This window comes from Microbacterium sp. W4I4 (genome assembly GCF_030816235.1).
Taxonomy (GTDB): Bacteria; Actinomycetota; Actinomycetes; order Actinomycetales; family Microbacteriaceae; genus Microbacterium.
Genome location: NZ_JAUSXT010000001.1, coordinates 3,226,928 through 3,246,162 on the forward strand (window position 1 = coordinate 3,226,928; position 19,235 = coordinate 3,246,162).

A 19,235-nucleotide genomic window follows, 5' to 3' on the forward strand; every position below is an offset into this window, starting at 1 on the left:
GCTCGTGTCATCCGAGGTCGGATACCGGAATCCACACCCTCATCGTGGAGGGCCCACGGTTCGCCCAGCGGAAGTAGGGAATGAGATCGGCCTGCAGCGGCTCGCCGGCGGGTCTCTCGAGATCGCCGAACGGCCACGCGGCGGACTGCGAAGGATGGATGCGCAGGCGGACGCGTGCGCCGTCTGATCCGGTCGCCGGGGCACTCGCCGTATCGATGGTCACCCGGTCCACAGTGACGCCCTCGGGCAGGTCGACGTCCTCGAGTGCGAGCACCAGAGGTCCGCTCTCCACGGCCACCTGACCGCGCACCGCATCGACAGACGGGTGCGGCCAGGTGAATCGGGGCTCGAGCGGAAGCACGAGCTCGACCGCGTCCGTGGTCCGGAACGCACGGGTGATGGCCACGGTGGCGCCGGTGATCGGAACCGCCTGGCCGTTGAAGGTGGCTGTGGCGGTCCGCGCGGCCCAGGCCGGAATCCGCAGCGTCAAGGTGGTCGGTGAGCCGACATCATGCGTCGGGACGATGGTGATCCTCTCGTCGAACGGATACCCCGTGGACACGCGGAAGGCGACGCGCCGCCCATCCGGAAGAGTGGTGTCGAGCTGCATCGGCGCGTACTGGTGCACCTGGATGCCGTCGTCATCCGAAGTCGCGACATAGCCGGGGAGGCTGGCCAGCGTGCGGGCGATGTTCGTCGGGCAGCACGACACCTCGAACCACGGCGCGCGAAGGGTGGCCTCGGCCCGCTCGCTCAATCCGGGTTCGGATTCGCCCGTGCCTGCAGTGCGCTGGTGCAGGGTGTTCGCGTAGTAGAACGCCCGTCCGTCCTCCCGCGGCGAGACGAGGATGCCGTTCAGCAGTGTCCGCTCGATCAGATCGGCGTACTTCGGCTCGCCGGTGCGCAGCAGCAGACGCCAGCTCAGCATGACCGAGCCGATGCTCGCGCACGTCTCCGCATAGGCGCGATCGGCGGGCAGCTCGTAGTCGTCACCGAACTCCTCGTTCTGGTGATGCGATCCCATGCCGCCCGTGATGTAGGTGCGACGAGCGACGGTGTTGGCCCACTGAGTCGTGATCGCATCCAGGAGCTCGTCATCATCGCCGTCGATCGCGACATCGGCGGCGCCGGCGGAGAGATAGAGCGCCCGCACGGCGTGCCCTCTCAGCACTGCGGCGTCGCGGACGGGCAGGTCGTCGAGGAAGTAGTCGTGGCCGTGGAAGAGCGTCGTCTTCAGCATCCCGTGTCCCCGCCGATCGACCAGAAGTGCGGCCAGTTCGAGGTAGCGGTCATCGCCCGTCGCGCGGGCGAACTCGGCGAGGGCCATCTCCACTTCAGGATGACCGCAGATCGCTGGCCTGCCCTCGGGCCCGAACTCCCGATACAGGTGATCTGCGACGCGACGGGCGATGCCGGGGAGCTCGTCGTCGTGCCCGGTGCGAAGTCGCGCCACGGCGGCTTGGATCAGGTGCCCGAAGCAGTACAGTTCGTGGCCCCACTCGAGATCGCTGTAACGGGCCGGCTGTCCCTCGCGTCCGAAGCTCGTGTGCAGGTAGCCGTCCGGTTCCTGTGCGGCGCCTATTCGGCGCACGAGGTCGCGATACCGCGACTCCAACACGTCATCGGAGCGGGTGCTGAGTTCCCAGGCCATCGCCTCGAGCAGCTTGTACACCTCGGAGTCCACGAACTCGATCCCGGCGTGCTCGCCGTCCGCCGTGCCCGCAGCGCGGTCGAAGTTGTCGATCCAGCCGATGCGGGACATCCAGCTGTGGCAATGATCGAGGATGACCTCTGCGTTGAGTTGATGGATCTCGCCCCAGAGGCCGTCCTGAAGGCGCACTTCATCCAGACCGAGCGGTCGAAGAACTCCATGTCTCGGCGCGACAGGTGCTATCGGCTGGATCGCAGGTGTCGCTGAGCGGGGCGTGATGTTGGCGGTCACGAACAGGGATTCCTCTTGGTCGGTGGAAGAAGGACGCCGGTCTGCTTGCACAGTCGAACCGGTTCGATTACAGTATCCACTCAGGACGTCGAACTCAACCGGAATTCGACGATCAAGTGTCCGAAAGGGACACGTTCGACGACATCGCACCGCGTGAGGCGGTGCGAGGGACAGGTTCTCAGTCGAATCGGTTCGACGATGAACAGGAGGCGCCGTGGCCACGATAGGCGACGTCGCACGTGCAGCGGGCGTCTCGCGCAGCACCGTCTCCTACGCATTGTCGGGCAAGCGTGCGATCTCCAGTGGTACCCGCGATCGCATCGAGACAGCCATCGACCAGCTCGGATACACCCCGAACGCGGGCGCCCGCGCTCTGGCGACCTCCCAGACGATGGTCATCGGACTGTTCGTGCAGTTCTTCCGCGACGAATTCTCGCCGGCCATGCTGCAGTACGTCCTTCCCATCTCGGACGCCGCGCGCGAGGAAGGATACGACATCCTGATGGTGACCGAAGACGACGGTCCGCGGGCGCTGCAGCGGATCACCGACTCGGACATGGTGGATGGTGTTCTGCTCCTGAACGTCGGCCACGATGACTCCCGAGTGGCGCCCTTGCGCGCCGCCAGGCAGCCGGGCGCCCTGGTCGGACTTCCTCGTGACACCGATGGGCTCGATGTGTTCGACTTGGATTTCGGCGAAGCGGCGCGGATGCTGGTGGACCACCTCTATCAGCTGGGGCATCGCGAGATCATCCTGATCGCGCCGCACGAGCACGTGATCGCGCGCGGCGGGGCGTATGCCTGGCGATTCCGTGAGGCCGCGCTCGAGCGCGGCGCACGCTACGGCCTGCGGATGTTCCCTTACTACGGCGAGACCGAGCAGCCTCGGATCGCGGAGGCGCTGAACGCCATCCTCGACGCGCGTCCCACGGCGACGGCGATCATCATCCACAACGATGCGATGATCGCCGGGCTCCCCTCCGTGCTGAACGCGCGGGGAGTGAGGGTTCCGGATGACCTGTCGGTCGTGGGGATCTTCGCCGAAGACTTCGGACGATTGTTCTCGCTGCCGTACACGGCGATCGAGACTTCGCCGGACAAACTGGGCCGCGCCGCGGTCCAGGCGCTCGTGCGGCGGATGAAGGATCACGATGCCGCCGGCATGCCTGTGGTCCGATTCATCGCACCCGAGCTGACGGATCGGGGAAGCACCCGCTGATCCGCACCTGCGGCGAGGAAGTCCGTCGCCGCGCGTCTCGAACCGGTTCGACCAATCCCATGCAATTCCCGCACCACTTTTCAGAGAGGAACACAGTGGACAACACACGAAAGGCCCGCGCCGTCGGCGCTGTCATCGTCGCCATCGGCATCAGTGCCGCCACACTGACCGGATGCTCGACCTCGGCCGGCGGAGGAGGAGGCACGCCGTCCGCCGACTCGACCGAGTACACCCTGTGGGATCCGTATCCCGATCGTGACGCGTCGTCGACGTGGGCGAAAGCCATCGACGCGTGCGCGGCGGACATCGGCATCACCATCAAGCGCAACGCGGGCAACACCGGTGACACGGTCAAAGACGTCACCACCGCAGCCGCGAACCTTCCCGACGTCGCCATGGTCGACAACCCCAAGGTCTCGACACTGGCGGACGCCGGCCTGCTGACGACCACCGAGGACAACGGGCTGGACGTCTCGAAGATCGAGAAGAACATCCTCAGCGCCGGCGAGATCGACGGAAAGTACTACGGTGTTCCGGTCGGAGCGAACACGCTCGGCCTGTACTACAACCCGACGGTGCTCGCAGCCGCCGGCGTGGACATCGCATCGGTCAAGGATGCCGCATCCCTCACTGCCGCGCTGGAGAAGGTCGTCGCTGCAGGCAAGAAGGGCATCACGTTCTCGGCGGTCGGGACCGAAGAGGGGACCTTCCAGTTCCTTCCGTGGTTCTGGGGCGCAGGTGCGGACCTGAAGAAGCTCGACTCGCCCGAGGCGGAGCAGGCTCTCGGCCTGTGGACCGACTGGGTGAAGCGGGGAATCGCGCCGAACTCGGTGCTCTCCAACACTCAGGGCACGAGTTGGGACGAGTTCATGACCGGCGACTTCGCCTTCGCCGAGAACGGCTCATGGTTCAAGTCCGCCGCAGATGATGCCGGCTACAAGTCGATCCAGGTGCCCGGCTTCGACGGGGGAGCCGCGCCGGCTCCGACCGGGGGCGAGTTCATCACCATCCCGGTGCAGAAGGACACGTCCCGCTACGCCACCTCGGTCAAGATCGTGGACTGCCTGAGCACGGGAGACACCGGTGCGACGGCGCTGGGGTATGTGGCGCCCACCGCTGACGGCCAGAAGGCGCAGCTTGCAGCAGACGCGACGCTGGAGTTCTGGATCAGCGCCGTCGGCGATGCCAAGCCGCGCACGGCCGACAACCTCGGCATCTCGTACGGAGTCATCTCGGAGCAGCTGTACACCGCCGTTCAGAACGCGCTGAGCGGTGCAGCCGCACCGGCTGACGCGCTGAAGGACGCTCAGACGACCGCAGCCGAGAAGCTGAAGTAGTCTGCGGCTCGCAGCAGGTCGATTCCCGCAGGTTCCGAAGGAGTATTCAGATGTCAGCACCACCCTCCCCTGCGGAGACACCTGTGCTCGCGATCGCGGGGGAGGCCGCGTCCTCGATGGGCGCAGCCTCCTCCGCGCCGCGGCGCAGAGGAGAGTCCCCCGCCGCGCGGAGCGGCGGGGCCCGGCGCCGGCTGCGCCGCCGCGGGGCCCGGCGCCGGCTGCGCCGCCAGCTGATCGCGTGGGGGTTCATCGCCCCGGTGGCGGTCTACATGATCCTGTTCTACGCTTTTCCGCTGTATCAGAACCTGGACCTGAGCTTCCGGGAATACACGCTGCGCTCGTTCATCGACGGCACTGCACCCTTCGTGTGGTTCGAGAACTACGCGGAGATCCTGCAGAGCTCGGCGTTCATGCCGGCGCTCATCAACACCGGGGTGTTCACGATCGTCTCGATCGTGTTCCAGTACTCGATCGGGCTCGCCCTGGCCGTCTTCTTCTTCAAGAGGTTCCCGCTCGCCGCCACGCTGCGCGCACTGTTCCTCGTTCCGTGGCTGCTGCCGCTGCTGGTCTCCGCATCGACCTGGGCGTGGATGCTCAACAGCGAGTCGGGGGTCGTAAACGCCGGACTCGCCCTCGTCGGCGTCCCTCAGATCAACTGGCTCACCTCTCCCCAATGGGCGATGGTGTCCGTGCTCATCGCCAACATCTGGATCGGCATCCCGTTCAATCTCGTCATCCTGTACAGCGGCCTGCAGGGCATCCCGAACGACATCTACGAGGCGGCCTCCCTCGACGGCGCGAACGGGTGGCAGACATTCTGGCGGATCACCTTCCCCCTCCTCCGCCCGGTCTCCGCGATCACCATCCTTCTCGGTCTCGTGTACACGCTGAAGGTCTTCGACATCATCTGGATCATGACGCGAGGCGGACCAGGCAATGCGTCGACGACATTCGCCATCTGGTCCTATCGCCTCGGCTTCGGCGGCGGCTCGCCTGAACTCAGCCCCGCAGCCGCAGTCGGCAACCTTCTGATCCTCATCGCCTTCGTCTTCGGTCTCATCTACATCCGGACTCAGCGCCGAATGGAGAACTCATGATCTCGGTACGCCGCATCGCCAACACCGTCATCGGGCTGGTGCTGACCGCTCTCATGCTGTTTCCGCTGTACTGGATGGTGAACGTGTCGCTCACGCAGCCGACCGAGTTGCGCAAGGACCCGCCGAACCTCTTTCCCCTCAACCCCACGTTCGAGGGCTACCGCACGGTGCTCGACGAACAGCTGCCGTTCCTGGGGACCAGCCTCATCATCGGCCTGGGAACCGTGATGCTCACGCTGATCCTCGCCGCGCCCGCGGGATTCGCGCTGGCAAAGCTCCGGCCTCGGGGTCGGACGGCAGTGGACTTCACGCTTCTGATCGCGCAGATGATCCCCAGCATCATCATGGCGATGGGCTTCTACCTGATCTTCTTCAACTGGGGCATCCTCGATACCGTTCCCGGCCTGATCCTCGCCGATTCGACCCTGGCGGTGCCGTTCGCGGTGCTCATCTTCACGGCGTTCATGTCCGGCATCCCGGATGAGCTGATGAATGCGGCGAAGATCGATGGCGCGTCGGAATGGCGCACCTTCCGATCGGTGATCCTGCCGGTGAGCCGCAACTCGATCGTCACCGTGTCGCTGTTCGCCTTCCTGTGGGCGTGGTCGGACTTCATCTTCGCCTCCACGCTCAATCGCGGCGGCGACTTCCAGCCGATCACGATGGGCATCTACAAGTACATCGGCAACAACACGCAGGACTGGAACGCGATCATGGCGACGGCAGTGGTCGCATCCGTGCCCGCAGCGCTTCTGCTCATCGTCGCGCAACGGTACGTCGCCGCCGGAGTGACCGCCGGCGCGGTGAAGGACTGAGGATGCCGATGCTGGAGTTCTCGCTGGACGAGGTGCCGTTCAGCATGCGCGGATCCTGGCTTTCCGTCTCCCGGGTCGTCGGACTGCATGTCCGATCGCCGCACGTGCACCTGGTCTCGCATCAGACCGGGATGCACGCTGTGCTCGCGATCCTGCCGCACGATGGCGAGCTGCTGCTCGATGCGGTTCCCGCGGCCACGCCGCAGCGGCTGCGCTGGGAGGCGGCATCCGGTTTTATGGAGGCGGCCTTCGCGGATGCGAACACCGTGCGCCTGCGCGGCGAGGGCCTCTCGCTCCGACTCGAGGATGCCGCAGCAGGGCTCACCTCGTTCACCGGCAGCTACCTCTACACCTCGCCTTCCGATGGATCGGCGGTCCTCACCTCGTACGAGACGGGAAGACGGTATCGGATCAGCAGGATCACCGGCGTCTTCGACGTCGTCGGCTCGGAGCTCCTGGGGGCCGGCGAGCGAGGCGTTCGCGCGGGCACAGACGGGGGGCCCTGGGAGGTCGCCGTCGAGGAGCTCGACTCCGAGTCTCCCGCTCCGGCGCGCATCGACGCGTTCGATCAGGTGGTCGCCGCGCGGCACACCGAGTTCCATGCGTACGCCGATGCCGTCGCCCCATTCCGCGCGGAGCATCCGGCCGCAACCCTCGCCGCATATGTCCTGTGGTCCGCGACCGTTCGCCCGCTCGGCTTCATCACCCGCGAGAGCGTCCTGATGTCGAAGCACTGGATGGACAAGGTGTGGAGCTGGGACCACTGCTTCAACGCGCTCGCGCTCGCTCCATCGCATCCCGAGCTGGCGCTGGACCAGTTCCTCGTGGTGTTCGACCATCAGGCGGCGACCGGGGCCCTGCCAGACTCGATCACGCACTCGGAGGTGCTCTACAACTTCGTGAAGCCGCCCATCCACGGATGGGCGTTCGGGCTTCTGCGCGAGCGACTGGCTCGCCCCATTCCGCGGGACACTCTCATCGAGGTGTACTCCCGGCTCTCCGCATGGACCCGGTACTGGCTGGATTGCCGGCGCGCTCCAGGAAGCGTGCTGCCCTTCTACGAGCACGGCAACGACAGCGGCTGGGACAACTCCACCGTTTTCGACGCCGATCGGCTCATCGAAGCTCCGGACCTGGCCGCATTCCTCGTCCTGCAGCTGGATGAACTCGCCCGTCTGGCCGACGAGATCGCACCGGACGATGCGGCGGGATGGCGCGAGGAGTCGGATGCTGTCGCAGCCGCGCTGGCGGAACAGCTGTGGGATGGCGAGACGCTCTCCGCCCGCTCGGTGATCGGGAGAAGACCCGCATCCCGCACGAGCCTGCTGACGACCCTGCCCATCGTCGCCGCGCATCGCTTGTCTGCCGGGGCGGTCGCAACCCTGGTGGACCGGATCGACGCCCACCTGACCCGGTTCGGACTCGCGACCGAGCTCGTCGACTCCGAGCACTACACCGCAGATGGCTACTGGCGCGGTCCGATCTGGGCGCCTTCGACGTCGATCATCGAGGCAGGTCTGCGGGCGGCGGGAGAAGTGGCGAGGGCGGACGAGATCAGCGAACGATTCCGCCGGCTCTGCGAGCAGAGCGGGTTCGCCGAGAACTTCGATGCCCTGACCGGCGTAGGTCTTCGCGATCGCGCCTACACGTGGACGGCGAGCGTCTACCTCTCATTTGCCGAGGCCGCCTCTGAGCGCAACTCTCTCCCTGCTCGCCGAGATTCGGGAGGGGCTCGAACGGACGGACGTATGCCGCACCTGAAAGCTGACCCTTCACACACTGTCGGGGGACGGTGACGAACCGACCTCAGGCCCGGCGGTCGTAGTCCTGCTGCGATGCGACGACGTCGCCCAGGTGCTCGATCGACCAATCCTGCAGGGCCCGCAGCGGCACCAGCAGCGTCTCGCCGGCCGGTGTGAGCGCGTACACGACGCGCACCGGCACCTCTGCGTGCACGGTGCGGCGCACCAGACCGTCGCGCTCGAGAGCGCGGAGCGTCTGCGTCAGCATCTTCTGCGAGACGCCCTCCACGCTGCGGCGCAGCTCGGAGAATCGTGCATCACCCTGGCCGAGGACGCCGACGACGAGCACGGTCCAGCGGTCGCCGATGCGATCCAGGATGCGACGGGTGGGACAGTCCGCGCGATAGGGGTTTCCGGGATGGACCGGAGCCGAGATGCTGGTTACCACAAAGTGCCTTCTTCCCAAGAGCGACCTGCTCTCTTATCGTAACCATTGGCTGCCGTTCGGAGCCAGTGTTCTACAGAAGGAATTCCATGTCGCGCATCATCGTCCTCGGCGGAACGGGCTACGCCGGATCCGCCATCGTCGCGGAGGCCGCCGCCCGCGGCCACGAGGTCACCTCGTTCAGCCGGACGCTTCCGGAACAGCAGACCCCCGGCGTGACCTACGTGCAGGGCGATGCCACCGACACGACCGCGCTCGCGAGGGTCGTCGACGGGGCGGATGCCGTGGTCGGCGCGCTCGCGCCGCGTGGCGCGCTCGCCGAGGATTTCCGGCACGTGTACGCGTCCATCGCACGGATCGCCGATGCGGCGGGCGTGCCGCTGCACGTGGTCGGCGGCTATTCGTCGCTGCGCCCTGCCCCCGGCGCTCCGCGCTTCGTCACTGACCTCAGCCACGCCCCGGCGGAGTTCCACGCCGAGCTGACCACGGTCTCGGCCCTGGTGTCCGATGACCTGCCTGCGACCCCCGAGAGTCTCGACTGGGTGTTCGTCAGCCCGGCCGGACGCTTCGGAGCCCACGCCCCGGGCGAGCGTCTGGGGCGCTACCGCGTCGGTGACGATGTCGCGCTGCACCCCGAGGACGGCGGCGAGATCTCCGGTGCCGACTACGCCATCGGGTTCGTCGACCTGATCGAGCAGGCCGAGCACCACCGGGCGCACCTCAACCTCGCCTACTGAGCGCCGCGCTGCGGCCGGGTGCTCGCGGAATCCCGCACGCACGTCGGGGAGCTTCCCGGCCGCGTAAGCTCAGGCATCATGGCGACAGGCGCGACGATCCACACGTTCGATGTGCAGTTGGCGGATGTGGATCGCGGCGTGTACGACGATTTCACGCTGCGACTGGCACGGCATCCGTCCGAGACCGACACGTACATGCTCACCCGGCTGCTGGCCTACTGCCTCGAGTACGAGGAGGGCATCGCCTTCACCGAGGGCATCGCCGCGACCGATGAGCCGGCCGTGCTCGTGCGCGACCTCACCGGCCGTGTCACGGCGTGGATCGAGGTCGGCGCCCCCGACGCCGCCCGCCTGCACTTCGGCAGCAAGCTCGCCGATCGCACCGTGATCTACACGCACCGCGACCCCGCCAAGGTCATCGCGCAGTGGGCGGGAAAGACCATCCACCAGGCGGATGCCATCGTTCTGCACAGCTTCGACGCCGGATTCCTCGACGAGGCGTCCGCGGCGCTGGCCCGACGCAACACCATGACCGTCTCGGTGACCGAGCAGCAGCTGTACCTCGAACTGAACGGCACGCACCTCAGTTCGGGTGTGCACGACCACGCGATCCAGTCATGATGGCGCCGGCATCCTCTGTCATGCGGTACCGTGTTCCCATGATCACCCGTTGGTATGCGTATTTCGAGTCGGCTCTGGAGGGGCCGGCGCTGATCTAGCGCATACCGACACCTTCAGAGCCGACAAGCCAGAGCATTTGCTCTGGCTTTCGCCGTTTCGGCGGGCTCTGCGCGGGTCCGTCACCATCCACAGGACAGGACACCGCTGATGACCACCACTCTCGCCCCGACGACCACCGACCTGCACGTCACCGGGTTCACGCCGATCCCGTCTCCCGCCGAGATCACCCGGATGCTGCCGATCGGCACCGAACGCTCCGCTCTCGTCTCCCGCAGCCGCGACGAGGTGCGCGCCGTGATGAACGGCACGGACGACCGGCTGCTCGTCGTGGTCGGCCCGTGCTCGATCCACGATCCCGAGGCAGGGCTGGAGTACGCCGGTCGTCTCGTCCGCGAAGCCGACCGCTTCGGCGACGACCTGCTGATCGTGATGCGCACCTACTTCGAGAAGCCTCGGACCACGGTCGGCTGGAAGGGCCTCATCAACGACCCGCACCTCGACGGCAGCCACGACATCGAGAGCGGCCTGCGTCTGGCGCGCGGTTTCCTGCGCGACGTCACCGCCCTGGGGCTGCCTGCGGGTACGGAGTTCCTCGAGCCGATCAGCCCGCAGTACACCGCCGACCTCATCACGTGGGGCGCGATCGGCGCGCGCACGACCGAGAGCCAGATCCACCGGCAGCTGGCATCCGGCCTGTCCATGCCGATCGGATTCAAGAACGGCACCGACGGTGGGATCCAGGTCGCACTGGACGCCGCGTCGGCGGCATCCGCTCCGCAGGCCTTCCTCGGGATCGGCGCCGACGGGCGCGCCAGCCTCGTGGCCACCACCGGCAACCCCGACACGTCCGTGATCCTCCGCGGCGCATCGGATGGTCCGAACTACGGACGCGAGCACGTGCGTCGGGCATCCGAGCGCCTCGCCGCCGCAGGGCTCACCCCGCGCCTGGTCATCGACGCCAGCCACGGCAACAGCGGCAAGGACCATCTGCGTCAGGCGCAGGTCGCCTCAGAGCTCGCCGAGCAGATCGCCGTCGACGGGGCCGCGATCGCCGGCGTCATGCTGGAGAGCAATCTGGTCGCGGGTGCGCAGCGCCTCGATGTGACCGTGGGTCCTGCGAAGCTCGTGCCCGGGCAGAGCGTCACGGACGCCTGCATGGGATGGGATGCCACGGCCGCAGCGCTCGGTCAGCTCGCCGCATCCGTGCGGAGTCGACGCGGCTGAGGCCCGGGATGCTCTGGGGTCAGGCGAAGATCAGTGATCTCACCGATCCGGATGATGACCCCCGATGCGACGCTGGCGGTGTGCACATCGACATCTGGCTGGACGGCACGGATCCCCCGGCGGGGCGCGTCGGCGGTGACGGCCACGAGCTGCCGTTCCGCGGCTGGATGGACATGATGGCCGCTTTAACGAGACTCCTCGACGCGGTGCGCGAAGCGGATGGCGATCTCGGTGCGCGAGCGCAGTCCGAGCTTGGCGAGGACGTTTGACACATGCGTCTCCACCGTGCGTCGCGAGATGAACAGGCTCTGGGCGATCTCCAGATTCGTCTGGCCAGTGGCCACATGACCGGCGATCCGCTCCTCGGTGCGCGTGAGCGACTGCCAGCCGGATGTCGGACGGGATCGTGCCTGCGCGTGCACAGGCACGCCGGCCTGCCGGAAAGACGCGCGGGCTCGGGTCAGCTGATGATCCGCGCCGACCTCGGCGTAGGCGTGCAGGGCCGTGTCGGCGAGGCTCCCGCCGCGCGCGTCGTCGGCGGGCAGAGCCAGCGCGGCGAGCTCCGCGATGCGAGCATGATCGAGCAGGCGCGGCGTCGCCGACATCCGCTGCTCGGCTTCGATCAGCAGGGCGGCGTCGCCGGTGCTCAGGCCTGCCGTCGCGAGGGCTGTGGCCTGCAGATGCACGACCGACGGATTCTTCGCCGCGAGTCGGGCCACCAGCGCGACGACCTCATCGACCTCGTCGGTCGAACGCGCGCGCCCTGCCGGGTCCGTCCGCGGATCGTGCGCCACCTGCTGCGACAGCTGGATCAGGTCGAGGGCCATCTCAGCGCAGTCCATCGCCATGTCCGCGTCGCTCAGTTCCTGCCACCCGCGTCGCAGCACCTCGAGCGTGGCCGCGGCGTCTCCGCGCGCACGCGCGGTCTGACTCAGGCCCAGCCATACCCAGGACCGACCGCGCCCTCCCCACAGATCCCTTCCGGGCACCGGGTCGAGCTGGGCGGCGGCGTCCAGCGCTGCTGCCGGGCCGCTCTGCTGCGCGATCACGTGCGCGCGGAGCCCCCGAACAGGCGGGTCGAGGCGGATCTCCATCGATCCGAGCAGCGCGCGGTGCGCCTCGAGCTCAGCGGCGATGTCGGAAAGGTGACCGCTGTGGCTGCGCGCCTGCGCGGCGAGGGTGTGCGTGGCCAGGATTCCGGTGCGATACCCGAACTGCTCCGAGACCTGGAGTCCGCGATGCACGAGGGCGACGGACTCGGTCGAGCGGTCGACGTCGGCGAGGGCGATGGCCAGCAGTGCATGCGGGAACGCCTCGATGGCGGTCAGAGACGGATGCCGGTCGGCGACGGAGACCGCCTCGGTCTGCAGAGTGATGGCTTCATCGAGCTCACCACGGCACGACGCGATCTGCCCCTGCAGTGCGAGGGCGTACACCCGGGCGCCGTGATTGCCGTGTTCGGCGGCCAGTTCCGCGCCCTCGCGGGCCGTTCTGCGCGCACCCTCCACATCGCCGAGCATGAACAGGGGCCAGCCTGCGAAGGCGAGGTGCGCCGCCCGCTCGGCCGGCTCGATGATCTGCACCGCGGCGTACCCCATGGCGCGCTCGTGGGCGGCGGTGTGCTCATGCTGCATCAGCAGCGCGCGCAGCTCGATGGCGCGGAGCATCGTTCCCGCCTCGGTCGCTCCGGCGTGATCGAGCGCGCTCTCCGCGAGCCGGCCCGCCTCCTGCGCCCTGCCCGCGCTGAGCGCGGCGCGGGCCAGTCCCGCCGTGGCGCTGACGTGCATCGGATCGGCCGCGTCCGTGCCGGCGACCACACGGTCCCACAGCTCCACGGCGATCAGGGGAGCCGCGGTCACCGTGCGCCGCGCCAGGCGCAGCAGCCAGGGCAGATCCGTTCCCGCGGTCGGCGCCTGCAGCAGGTGATCGGCGACCGTCGCGGGCGACACATTCGCCGCGTCCAGCGTCACAGCGACTTCGCGGTGCAGCTCGGCGCGGACGGCGGCGGGCTGGTCGTGCAGCAGGACGTCCTGGATCAACTGATGCCGGAACCCGAACGTGTCGTCGTCGATCTCTTCGATGAATCCGGCGGCGAACGACTCCCGCAGCAGGGGCAGGAGCTCGCTCATCGGCTGATCGGCGACCAGGCGCAGCTGCGACGGCGAGAACCGTGTGCCCAGGAGAGCGGCGGTGGTCAGCAGCTCCCGGGTCTGCGGACTCAGATGACTCAGATGGCGCATCATGATCGTCGCCAGCGAAGGGGACGGGCCGATCGGCGCATCCAGCAGCGCCTCGCCGCGCCCGCCGAGCGTGACGGCGCCGTCGCGCAGGAGCGCGCGGATCATCTCGGTGAGGAACAGCGGGTTGCCTCCCGCGGCCGTCGTGTAGCGTGCGAGTTCGCCCTCGACTCGTGCGCCGGTGAGATTCTCGGCGATCGCCAGGCAGGTCTCCTCCGGCAGCGGGTCCAGCACGATCGAGTGCAGCAGCCCGCGCTCGCTGAGCACGCTGAGCAGACGATCGAGAGCCGGGACCGTCTCGTGCCTGGCCTGTGTGCGCAGAGAGGCGATGATCGCCAGCGGCAGCTGGTCGAGTGTGCGGCTGAGCCGGGTGAGCAGACGCAGCGACGCAGCATCGGCCCAGTGCAGATCCTCGAGCACCAGCAGCGCGGGCTCCCTGGCGACCTCCTCGATGATCGCCAGCAGGCGCTCACCGGCGATCTGCTCGCTCTGCTCCGCGGCGACGCGCTGATCGTCCTCGTCGAGCACGTCGGCCAGCGCATCCAGCAGCAGTCCGAACGGACGCCGCCGGTCCATGGCATCCGTCGCACCGCGCAGAATGCGCCTGCCCTGCGGCTCGCGTGCGAGCACCGCCTCGATCAGCGACGTCTTGCCGATGCCGACCTCGCCCTGCACGGAGACCACGAGTCCGCTCGACGACCCGGGTCCGAGCGCCTCGATGACGCGCTCGACCTCGGCCTCCCGGCCCAGGAAGAGTCTTCCGGGCGGGACGGTGGGCAGGGCGGACACAGGCATGCTGATGGCCCCCAACTCTCTGCCCCCGTTAGCTGGATTCTAGCGATGGAGGAGACCCATGTGGCCTGAATCGTCGGCGGAGGCCGATCGTGGTGACCCGTTCGCCCCGCGGCTCGTTCGCGAATGGCTCGCGCAGATGCCCGACGAGCGTCACCGCAGCCTGCCGGGAACCATGATCTTCGCGGACATCTCCGGCTTTACGCGGCTCACCGAGCGGCTGGCGCGACAGGGCAGAGTCGGCGCCGAGCTGCTCAGCGACACCCTCGACCTGACCTTCACGCGGCTGCTCGAACCCGCGTTCGACGACGACGCCGACCTGCTGAAGTGGGGCGGGGACGCCGTGCTGCTGTTCGTGCGCGGAGCCGAGCATGCAGCTCGCGCGGCACGCATCGCGCATGGCATGCGCGCGGCGCTGCGCACCCTCGTCCGCGATCGCATCCTCCCGGTTCCCGCGCAGCTGCGCATGTCGATCGGCATCCGCACCGGAGTGTTCGACATGTTCTTCGTCGGCGACCCCGCCAGCCATCGCGAGCTGATCGTCGGCGGACCGGACATCACTCGACTCGTCGCCATCGAGCAGACGTGCGACGCCGGTCGGATCCTGGTCTGCGCCGACACCGCCGACCTGCTGCCGTCACGGCTGCTCGGCGACGCGCACGACGTCGGCGGGGACAGGGAGGGACGGATGCTGCGCACGGCGCCCTCCGGGGCACGCCGCCCGCCGCGGACTCCCGTCGGGCCCGGCCCGTCGGTGCTGCCGACGCTGCCTCCCGGCATCCGCGCACAGGTCCTCTCGGGGCCCGGCGAGCCCGAGCACCGGCCGGTTGCGATCGGGTTCGTGCAGTTCACCGGCACCGACGCCCTGCTGCAGGACGCGGAGCGCGCGGCCGACGCCGTCGCGGCGCTGGTCGAAACCGTGCAGCGCGCCTGTCTGCGGCACGGCGTGACCTTCTTCGAGACCGACATCGCCGCGGACGGCGGGAAGATCATGCTCATCGCGGGGGCTCCGCGCAGCGCGGGCCGGGATGCCGCGCGGATGCTGTCGGTCGCGCGGCAGATCGCCGATCACACCGGTCCGCTGCAGGTGCGGGTCGGCGTGTCCACCGGCCCCGTGTTCGCCGGCGAGCTGGGGCCGGCGCTGCGGCGGGCGTACTCGGTCAAGGGCGATGCCGTGAACCTCGCCGCCCGGCTGCTCGGTCGGGCGCAGCCAGGGCAGGTGGTGGCCACTGCGGATGCCGTCAGCACTGCCCGTCTGCGCTTGCAGGCGGTGCCGATCGAGCCGTTCCTGGTGAAGGGCAAACGCGTCCCCGTGCACGCCCTGACGGTGCTGCACGTCGACGAGCAGACCTCCGACGCTCGGGGGGAGACGCCGTTCGTCGGCAGATCCGCCGAGATCGCCGTGCTGCGCGCGGCGCTGGCTGCGGCATCCGATCATCGAGGCAGCGTGATCGACGTCGTCGGCGAACCGGGCATCGGCAAGACGCGGCTCGTCGCCGAAGCGGGAGCGCCGGACGGCATCCGGTCACTGGTGACCAGCGCGAGCGGCTATGAGGCGGATGCTCCCTATGCGGCCGTCGGGGGTCTGCTGCGCGCGGCCCTCGGCATCGCCCCGCACGACGAGTCGGATGCCGTGGCATCACGCCTGTCCCAGACCGTGCATGCCGAGCGGCCGGACCTGCTGCCGTGGCTGCCGCTGATCGGCGTTCCTCTCGGCGTCGAGCTGCCCTCGACCCGTGACGTCGATGAGCTGGACCCTCGCTTCCGACGCGGGCGCATCGAAGACGCGGTCGTCGCACTGCTTGCGAGCCTGCTCCCCGCGCCCACGGTGCTGATCTTCGAGGACACGCATCTGCTCGACGAGGCGTCCGACTCGCTGCTGCTGCGTCTCGAGTCTGAGGCGCATCGGCATCCGTGGTGCGTGATCGCGACCCGCCGGGAGGTGCCCGTCGGCCATGTGCCGCGGCTGCAGGAACCGGCCGACCGCCGCATCGCGCTCGCCGCGATGCCGCATGAGCTCGCGCGTGCCCTCGTCGAGCAGGCGGCCGGATCGGTGCGGCAGAGCCGCCATGCGCTCGAGGCGATCGTGGAGCGCGGGCAGGGCAACCCCCTGTTCCTCACCTCGCTTGCGACCAGGCAGTCGGGTTCGACGACTGAGGAGGAGCTGCCCGGATCGGTGGAGGCGGTGCTGCTCGTCGACATCGACCGTCTCGACACCGCCGACCGTGCGCTGCTGCGGCTCGCCGCGGTGCTCGGCACCCGCTTCGATCCGCGATTCCTCGCACGGCTGCGAGATGCGGGTGCTGAGACGCGCCTGAGCGCCGAGGACATCGCCGATCGGCTGGCGGAGTTCGTGCGTCCGGTCGATGACGGCGACCTGGAGTTCCGACACGCGATGGTGCGCGACGTCGCCTACGCGGGCCTGCCGTTCCGGCTGCGGCGCAGACTCCACGAGCAGGTGGCGCTCGCCTGGGAGAACGCGGCCGACCAGTCGTCGTCCTCCGAACGGCTGAGTCTGCACTTCCATGCCGCCGGCTTGCACGAGCGGGCATGGGTGCATTCGCTGCATGCGGGGGAGCAGGCCCGGGGCAAGTACGCCTACGCGCAGGCGGCGGCCTTCTTCGCCCGAGCCATCGACGCCGCGATGCACCTGCCGCAGATCCCGCGTGCGGATCGGGCGGCGGCCTTCTCGTCCCTCGGCGACAGCCTCGACATGGCGGGGGATGCGACGGGCGCCCTGACGGCACTGCGCCGCGCACGGCGCGAACTCGCGGGGGACCCGGTCGCGACCGGGGACCTGCTCTACCGCGAGGCCCGTATCACGCAGCGTCTGGGACGCTACCGGGCGGCGATGGCTCAGTTGACGCGCGCGTTGCGCATGCTCGAGGAGAGCGTCGGCGCTGAGGCCGATGCGGTGCGCGCACAGCTCGCCACCCGCTACGGGTTCTGCCTGCACCTGCAGAGTCGTGCGCGCGATGCCGTGCGCTGGAGCCGCCTCGGAGTGGAATGGGCGGAGGCGTCGGGTGACCGCTCCGTGCTCGCGCACGCCTGCAACGCGCTGCACCTCGCCTACGGCGCGTCGGCGCTGGACGAGGACCGGCCGTACGGGCAGATCGCGCTGGGCCTGTACGAGCGGCTCGACGACCTGAGCGGCCAGGCGCTCACTCTGAACAACCTCGCCATCGACGCGTACAACGGCGGCGAGTGGAACGACGCGATCAGCGCCTTCGCCCGGTCGGGCGAGACCTTCCGCCGTCTGGGCGACGAGGCCAACGAGGCGACCGCGCTGTACAACACGGCTGACGTGCTGGTCGCCCAGGGCCGGCACGGCGAGGCGCTGCCGGTGCTGCAGGCGGCCCTGCGGCTGGCTCGCCGCGTCGATGACGAGGAGCTCGTCGGCCTGGTGCTGCGCGAACAGGCCAGGGCCGAGGCCGGCGTCGGAGACAGCTCCGTCGCCTGGCCGCTGTTCGACGAGGCGCGCGCGGTGCTCGCCGGGTTGGAGCTCGCCACCGAGGTGGCGCTGCTGGACGCGGCGCGTGCGGAGGCGCTGACGGATGCCGGGGATGCCGAGCAGGCACTGGCGCTCATCGACGACACGATCCGGGCCGCGCGGCTGCGGGCCGCCGACACGCTGGCTCGGCTGCATCGCATCCGCGCCCAGGTGCTCGTCTCCCAGGGTGAATCCTCGCAGGCCGCCGAGGCCGCGCGCGAGGGACTGGCCCGCACCACGGGCGGCTACGGGGGCTACGAACCGGCGCTGCTGCAGCTCGCGCTGGCCGAGGCCACCGGCGACGACGAACTGCAGTCGCAGTCCCGGCGCACGCTGCGCGACCTCGGTGTCGTCGTCTGATCACGCATCGACGGGCTCGGCCGCGCATGCGCCGCCGAGCCCGTCGAAGGGTGATCAGATCATTCCGCGCACGTCGTGCAGGAAGAGGACGACCAGTCGCAGGTCGCCGGCGTTCAGGCGGCTGCTGGAGACGACGTCGGTGCAGAACGTCTGATCGGCTCCGATGATGCCCTTCGCGGGGCACAGCGGGGCGATCGTCAGTGCCCCGGTCGCCGACTCCGACCACTGCGCCCGGTAGGACGCCACCCCGCCCTTGCCGCACAGCGTCTTGTCGCAGTAGATCGACATGCTCGCCGGGGCCGTCCGGGTGTACAGGTCGGCACCGTCAGGGCCGGTCAGGTCTCCCAGGAACTGCGTGACCAGGCTGCGGGCCGTGCAGGTCGCGCCGGTCGGGCATGCGCCCAGGCTCAGCGCCGTGCCGCCGGTCGCGCCGCGCGGCAGGGTGACGACGCCGCACATCGGGTGCGCCGCGTCCACGACCGCGCAGCCCGCGGCATCGGCTCCCGCCGTGCCGTTCTTCAGCGCGGGGCTCTGACCGTCGATGAGCGTCAGGCTCAGATCGACCGGGAACGCGGCGGCGACGCCCGAGACCGTCGGCGGCACCGTGGTGTGCTCCGGCGGCGTCGCGGTGATCGAGGCCGTCACGGTCAGTGCGGCCGTCGCCTGCGAGTACGAGGTCGAGATGTGCAGGCTCGACGCGCCGGCGGGCAGCGTGGCGGTCGTGGTCTGCAGCACGCCCGGCCCGGTGGCGGTGAGGGTCACCGTGGCCGGGTACTCGTACACGGCGGGCATGCCACCCGCATCCGTCAACGAGACACCCACGTCGAACGGCGTGCCGACGGCCGCGAGCACAGCGGGAAGCGACCCGGACGGCAGGGTGCCCAGCGACGCCGCGATGGCGGGGTCGGTGGTGACCGTGACGGTGGCGGCGGTCGGCAGCGGGGGCGGCGGGTCGGCGGACGCCATCTGCGGCGCGACCAGCGCCGACAGGGCGAGCGCCGCCACGGCGATCAGCGAGCGGGTGATCCGCAGGCGACGGTGCGACATGGGGGACTCCTCGGTGGGTGAACAGGCGGTGATCTCAGCCTGTCCTCGCGCGCACGGGAAAAGATCCGTG

General features: G+C 69.1%; 13 protein-coding genes. 9 read left to right on the forward strand and 4 right to left on the reverse strand.

Annotation, left to right across the window (positions count from 1 at the left end):
• Window positions 1–7: 7 nt before the first annotated feature.
• A complete protein-coding gene (locus QF046_RS15210) occupies window positions 8–1,840 on the reverse strand; it encodes a glycoside hydrolase family 127 protein (RefSeq protein WP_307371402.1) in 1,833 nt (610 codons plus the stop codon).
• A gap of 316 nt (window positions 1,841–2,156) precedes the next feature.
• Between QF046_RS15210 and QF046_RS15215 the strand changes: the two genes are divergently transcribed.
• The 5 genes from QF046_RS15215 (at window position 2,157) to QF046_RS15235 (ending at window position 8,206) form a co-directional block, all read left to right on the forward strand.
• Window positions 2,157–3,161: a LacI family DNA-binding transcriptional regulator gene (locus QF046_RS15215; RefSeq protein ID WP_307371405.1), complete on the forward strand. Its 1,005-nt coding sequence runs from the start codon at window positions 2,157–2,159 to the stop codon at window positions 3,159–3,161.
• Window positions 3,162–3,256: 95 nt separating this feature from the next.
• The gene (locus tag QF046_RS15220) at window positions 3,257–4,498 is read left to right on the forward strand and encodes an extracellular solute-binding protein (protein ID WP_307371407.1); all 1,242 of its coding nucleotides are present in this window, start codon (window positions 3,257–3,259) and stop codon (window positions 4,496–4,498) included.
• A gap of 50 nt (window positions 4,499–4,548) precedes the next feature.
• On the forward strand, window positions 4,549–5,595 hold the full coding sequence (locus tag QF046_RS15225; protein ID WP_307371409.1) for a carbohydrate ABC transporter permease: 1,047 nt from the start codon (window positions 4,549–4,551) through the stop codon (window positions 5,593–5,595).
• The gene (locus QF046_RS15230; RefSeq protein WP_307371410.1) at window positions 5,592–6,410 is read left to right on the forward strand and encodes a carbohydrate ABC transporter permease; all 819 of its coding nucleotides are present in this window, start codon (window positions 5,592–5,594) and stop codon (window positions 6,408–6,410) included. The genes QF046_RS15225 and QF046_RS15230 overlap by 4 nt, the downstream gene beginning before the upstream one ends.
• 8 nt (window positions 6,411–6,418) lie before the next feature.
• The gene (locus QF046_RS15235) at window positions 6,419–8,206 is read left to right on the forward strand and encodes an amylo-alpha-1,6-glucosidase (RefSeq protein ID WP_307371413.1); all 1,788 of its coding nucleotides are present in this window, start codon (window positions 6,419–6,421) and stop codon (window positions 8,204–8,206) included.
• A gap of 10 nt (window positions 8,207–8,216) precedes the next feature.
• On the opposite strand, the gene QF046_RS15240 is transcribed toward QF046_RS15235, so the two are convergent.
• Window positions 8,217–8,600, reverse strand: coding sequence for a helix-turn-helix domain-containing protein (locus QF046_RS15240; RefSeq protein WP_307371415.1), 384 nt, complete (start codon window positions 8,598–8,600; stop codon window positions 8,217–8,219).
• An 86-nt stretch (window positions 8,601–8,686) separates the two neighbouring features.
• On the opposite strand from QF046_RS15240, the gene QF046_RS15245 reads away from it, so the two are divergent.
• The 3 genes from QF046_RS15245 (at window position 8,687) to QF046_RS15255 (ending at window position 11,239) form a co-directional block, all read left to right on the forward strand.
• Entirely contained in the window at window positions 8,687–9,334 is a 648-nt protein-coding gene (locus QF046_RS15245) for an NAD(P)-dependent oxidoreductase (RefSeq protein WP_307371417.1), read from the forward strand.
• A 78-nt stretch (window positions 9,335–9,412) separates the two neighbouring features.
• Window positions 9,413–9,955: a YaeQ family protein gene (locus QF046_RS15250; RefSeq protein WP_307371419.1), complete on the forward strand. Its 543-nt coding sequence runs from the start codon at window positions 9,413–9,415 to the stop codon at window positions 9,953–9,955.
• 207 nt (window positions 9,956–10,162) lie between these two features.
• Window positions 10,163–11,239, forward strand: coding sequence for a 3-deoxy-7-phosphoheptulonate synthase (locus QF046_RS15255; RefSeq protein WP_307371421.1), 1,077 nt, complete (start codon window positions 10,163–10,165; stop codon window positions 11,237–11,239).
• A gap of 185 nt (window positions 11,240–11,424) precedes the next feature.
• Here QF046_RS15255 and QF046_RS15260 read toward each other — a convergent pair whose 3' ends face one another.
• Window positions 11,425–14,271, reverse strand: a complete 2,847-nt coding sequence (locus QF046_RS15260; protein WP_307371424.1) for an AAA family ATPase — start codon at window positions 14,269–14,271, stop codon at window positions 11,425–11,427.
• A gap of 58 nt (window positions 14,272–14,329) precedes the next feature.
• On the opposite strand from QF046_RS15260, the gene QF046_RS15265 reads away from it, so the two are divergent.
• Entirely contained in the window at window positions 14,330–18,118 is a 3,789-nt protein-coding gene (locus QF046_RS15265) for an adenylate/guanylate cyclase domain-containing protein (RefSeq protein WP_307371427.1), read from the forward strand.
• Window positions 18,119–18,172: 54 nt separating this feature from the next.
• Here the strand turns inward: QF046_RS15265 and QF046_RS15270 are convergent, their stop codons facing one another.
• Window positions 18,173–19,165 (reverse strand): hypothetical protein, encoded by a 993-nt coding sequence (locus QF046_RS15270; protein ID WP_307371430.1) that lies wholly within the window; start codon window positions 19,163–19,165, stop codon window positions 18,173–18,175.
• Window positions 19,166–19,235: the final 70 nt, after the last annotated feature.

Bases quoted from the DNA above. Each gene is read 5' to 3' on its own strand.
- QF046_RS15225 (WP_307371409.1), top strand. From the start codon at position 4,549: ATGTCAGCACCACCCTCCCCTGCGGAGACACCTGTGCTCGCGATCGCG.
- QF046_RS15230 (WP_307371410.1), top strand. From the start codon at position 5,592: ATGATCTCGGTACGCCGCATCGCCAACACCGTCATCGGGCTGGTGCTG.
- QF046_RS15235 (WP_307371413.1), top strand. From the start codon at position 6,419: ATGCTGGAGTTCTCGCTGGACGAGGTGCCGTTCAGCATGCGCGGATCC.
- QF046_RS15245 (WP_307371417.1), top strand. From the start codon at position 8,687: ATGTCGCGCATCATCGTCCTCGGCGGAACGGGCTACGCCGGATCCGCC.
- QF046_RS15250 (WP_307371419.1), top strand. From the start codon at position 9,413: ATGGCGACAGGCGCGACGATCCACACGTTCGATGTGCAGTTGGCGGAT.
- QF046_RS15255 (WP_307371421.1), top strand. From the start codon at position 10,163: ATGACCACCACTCTCGCCCCGACGACCACCGACCTGCACGTCACCGGG.
- QF046_RS15260 (WP_307371424.1), bottom strand. From the start codon at position 14,271: ATGCCTGTGTCCGCCCTGCCCACCGTCCCGCCCGGAAGACTCTTCCTG.
- QF046_RS15265 (WP_307371427.1), top strand. From the start codon at position 14,330: ATGTGGCCTGAATCGTCGGCGGAGGCCGATCGTGGTGACCCGTTCGCC.
- QF046_RS15270 (WP_307371430.1), bottom strand. From the start codon at position 19,165: ATGTCGCACCGTCGCCTGCGGATCACCCGCTCGCTGATCGCCGTGGCG.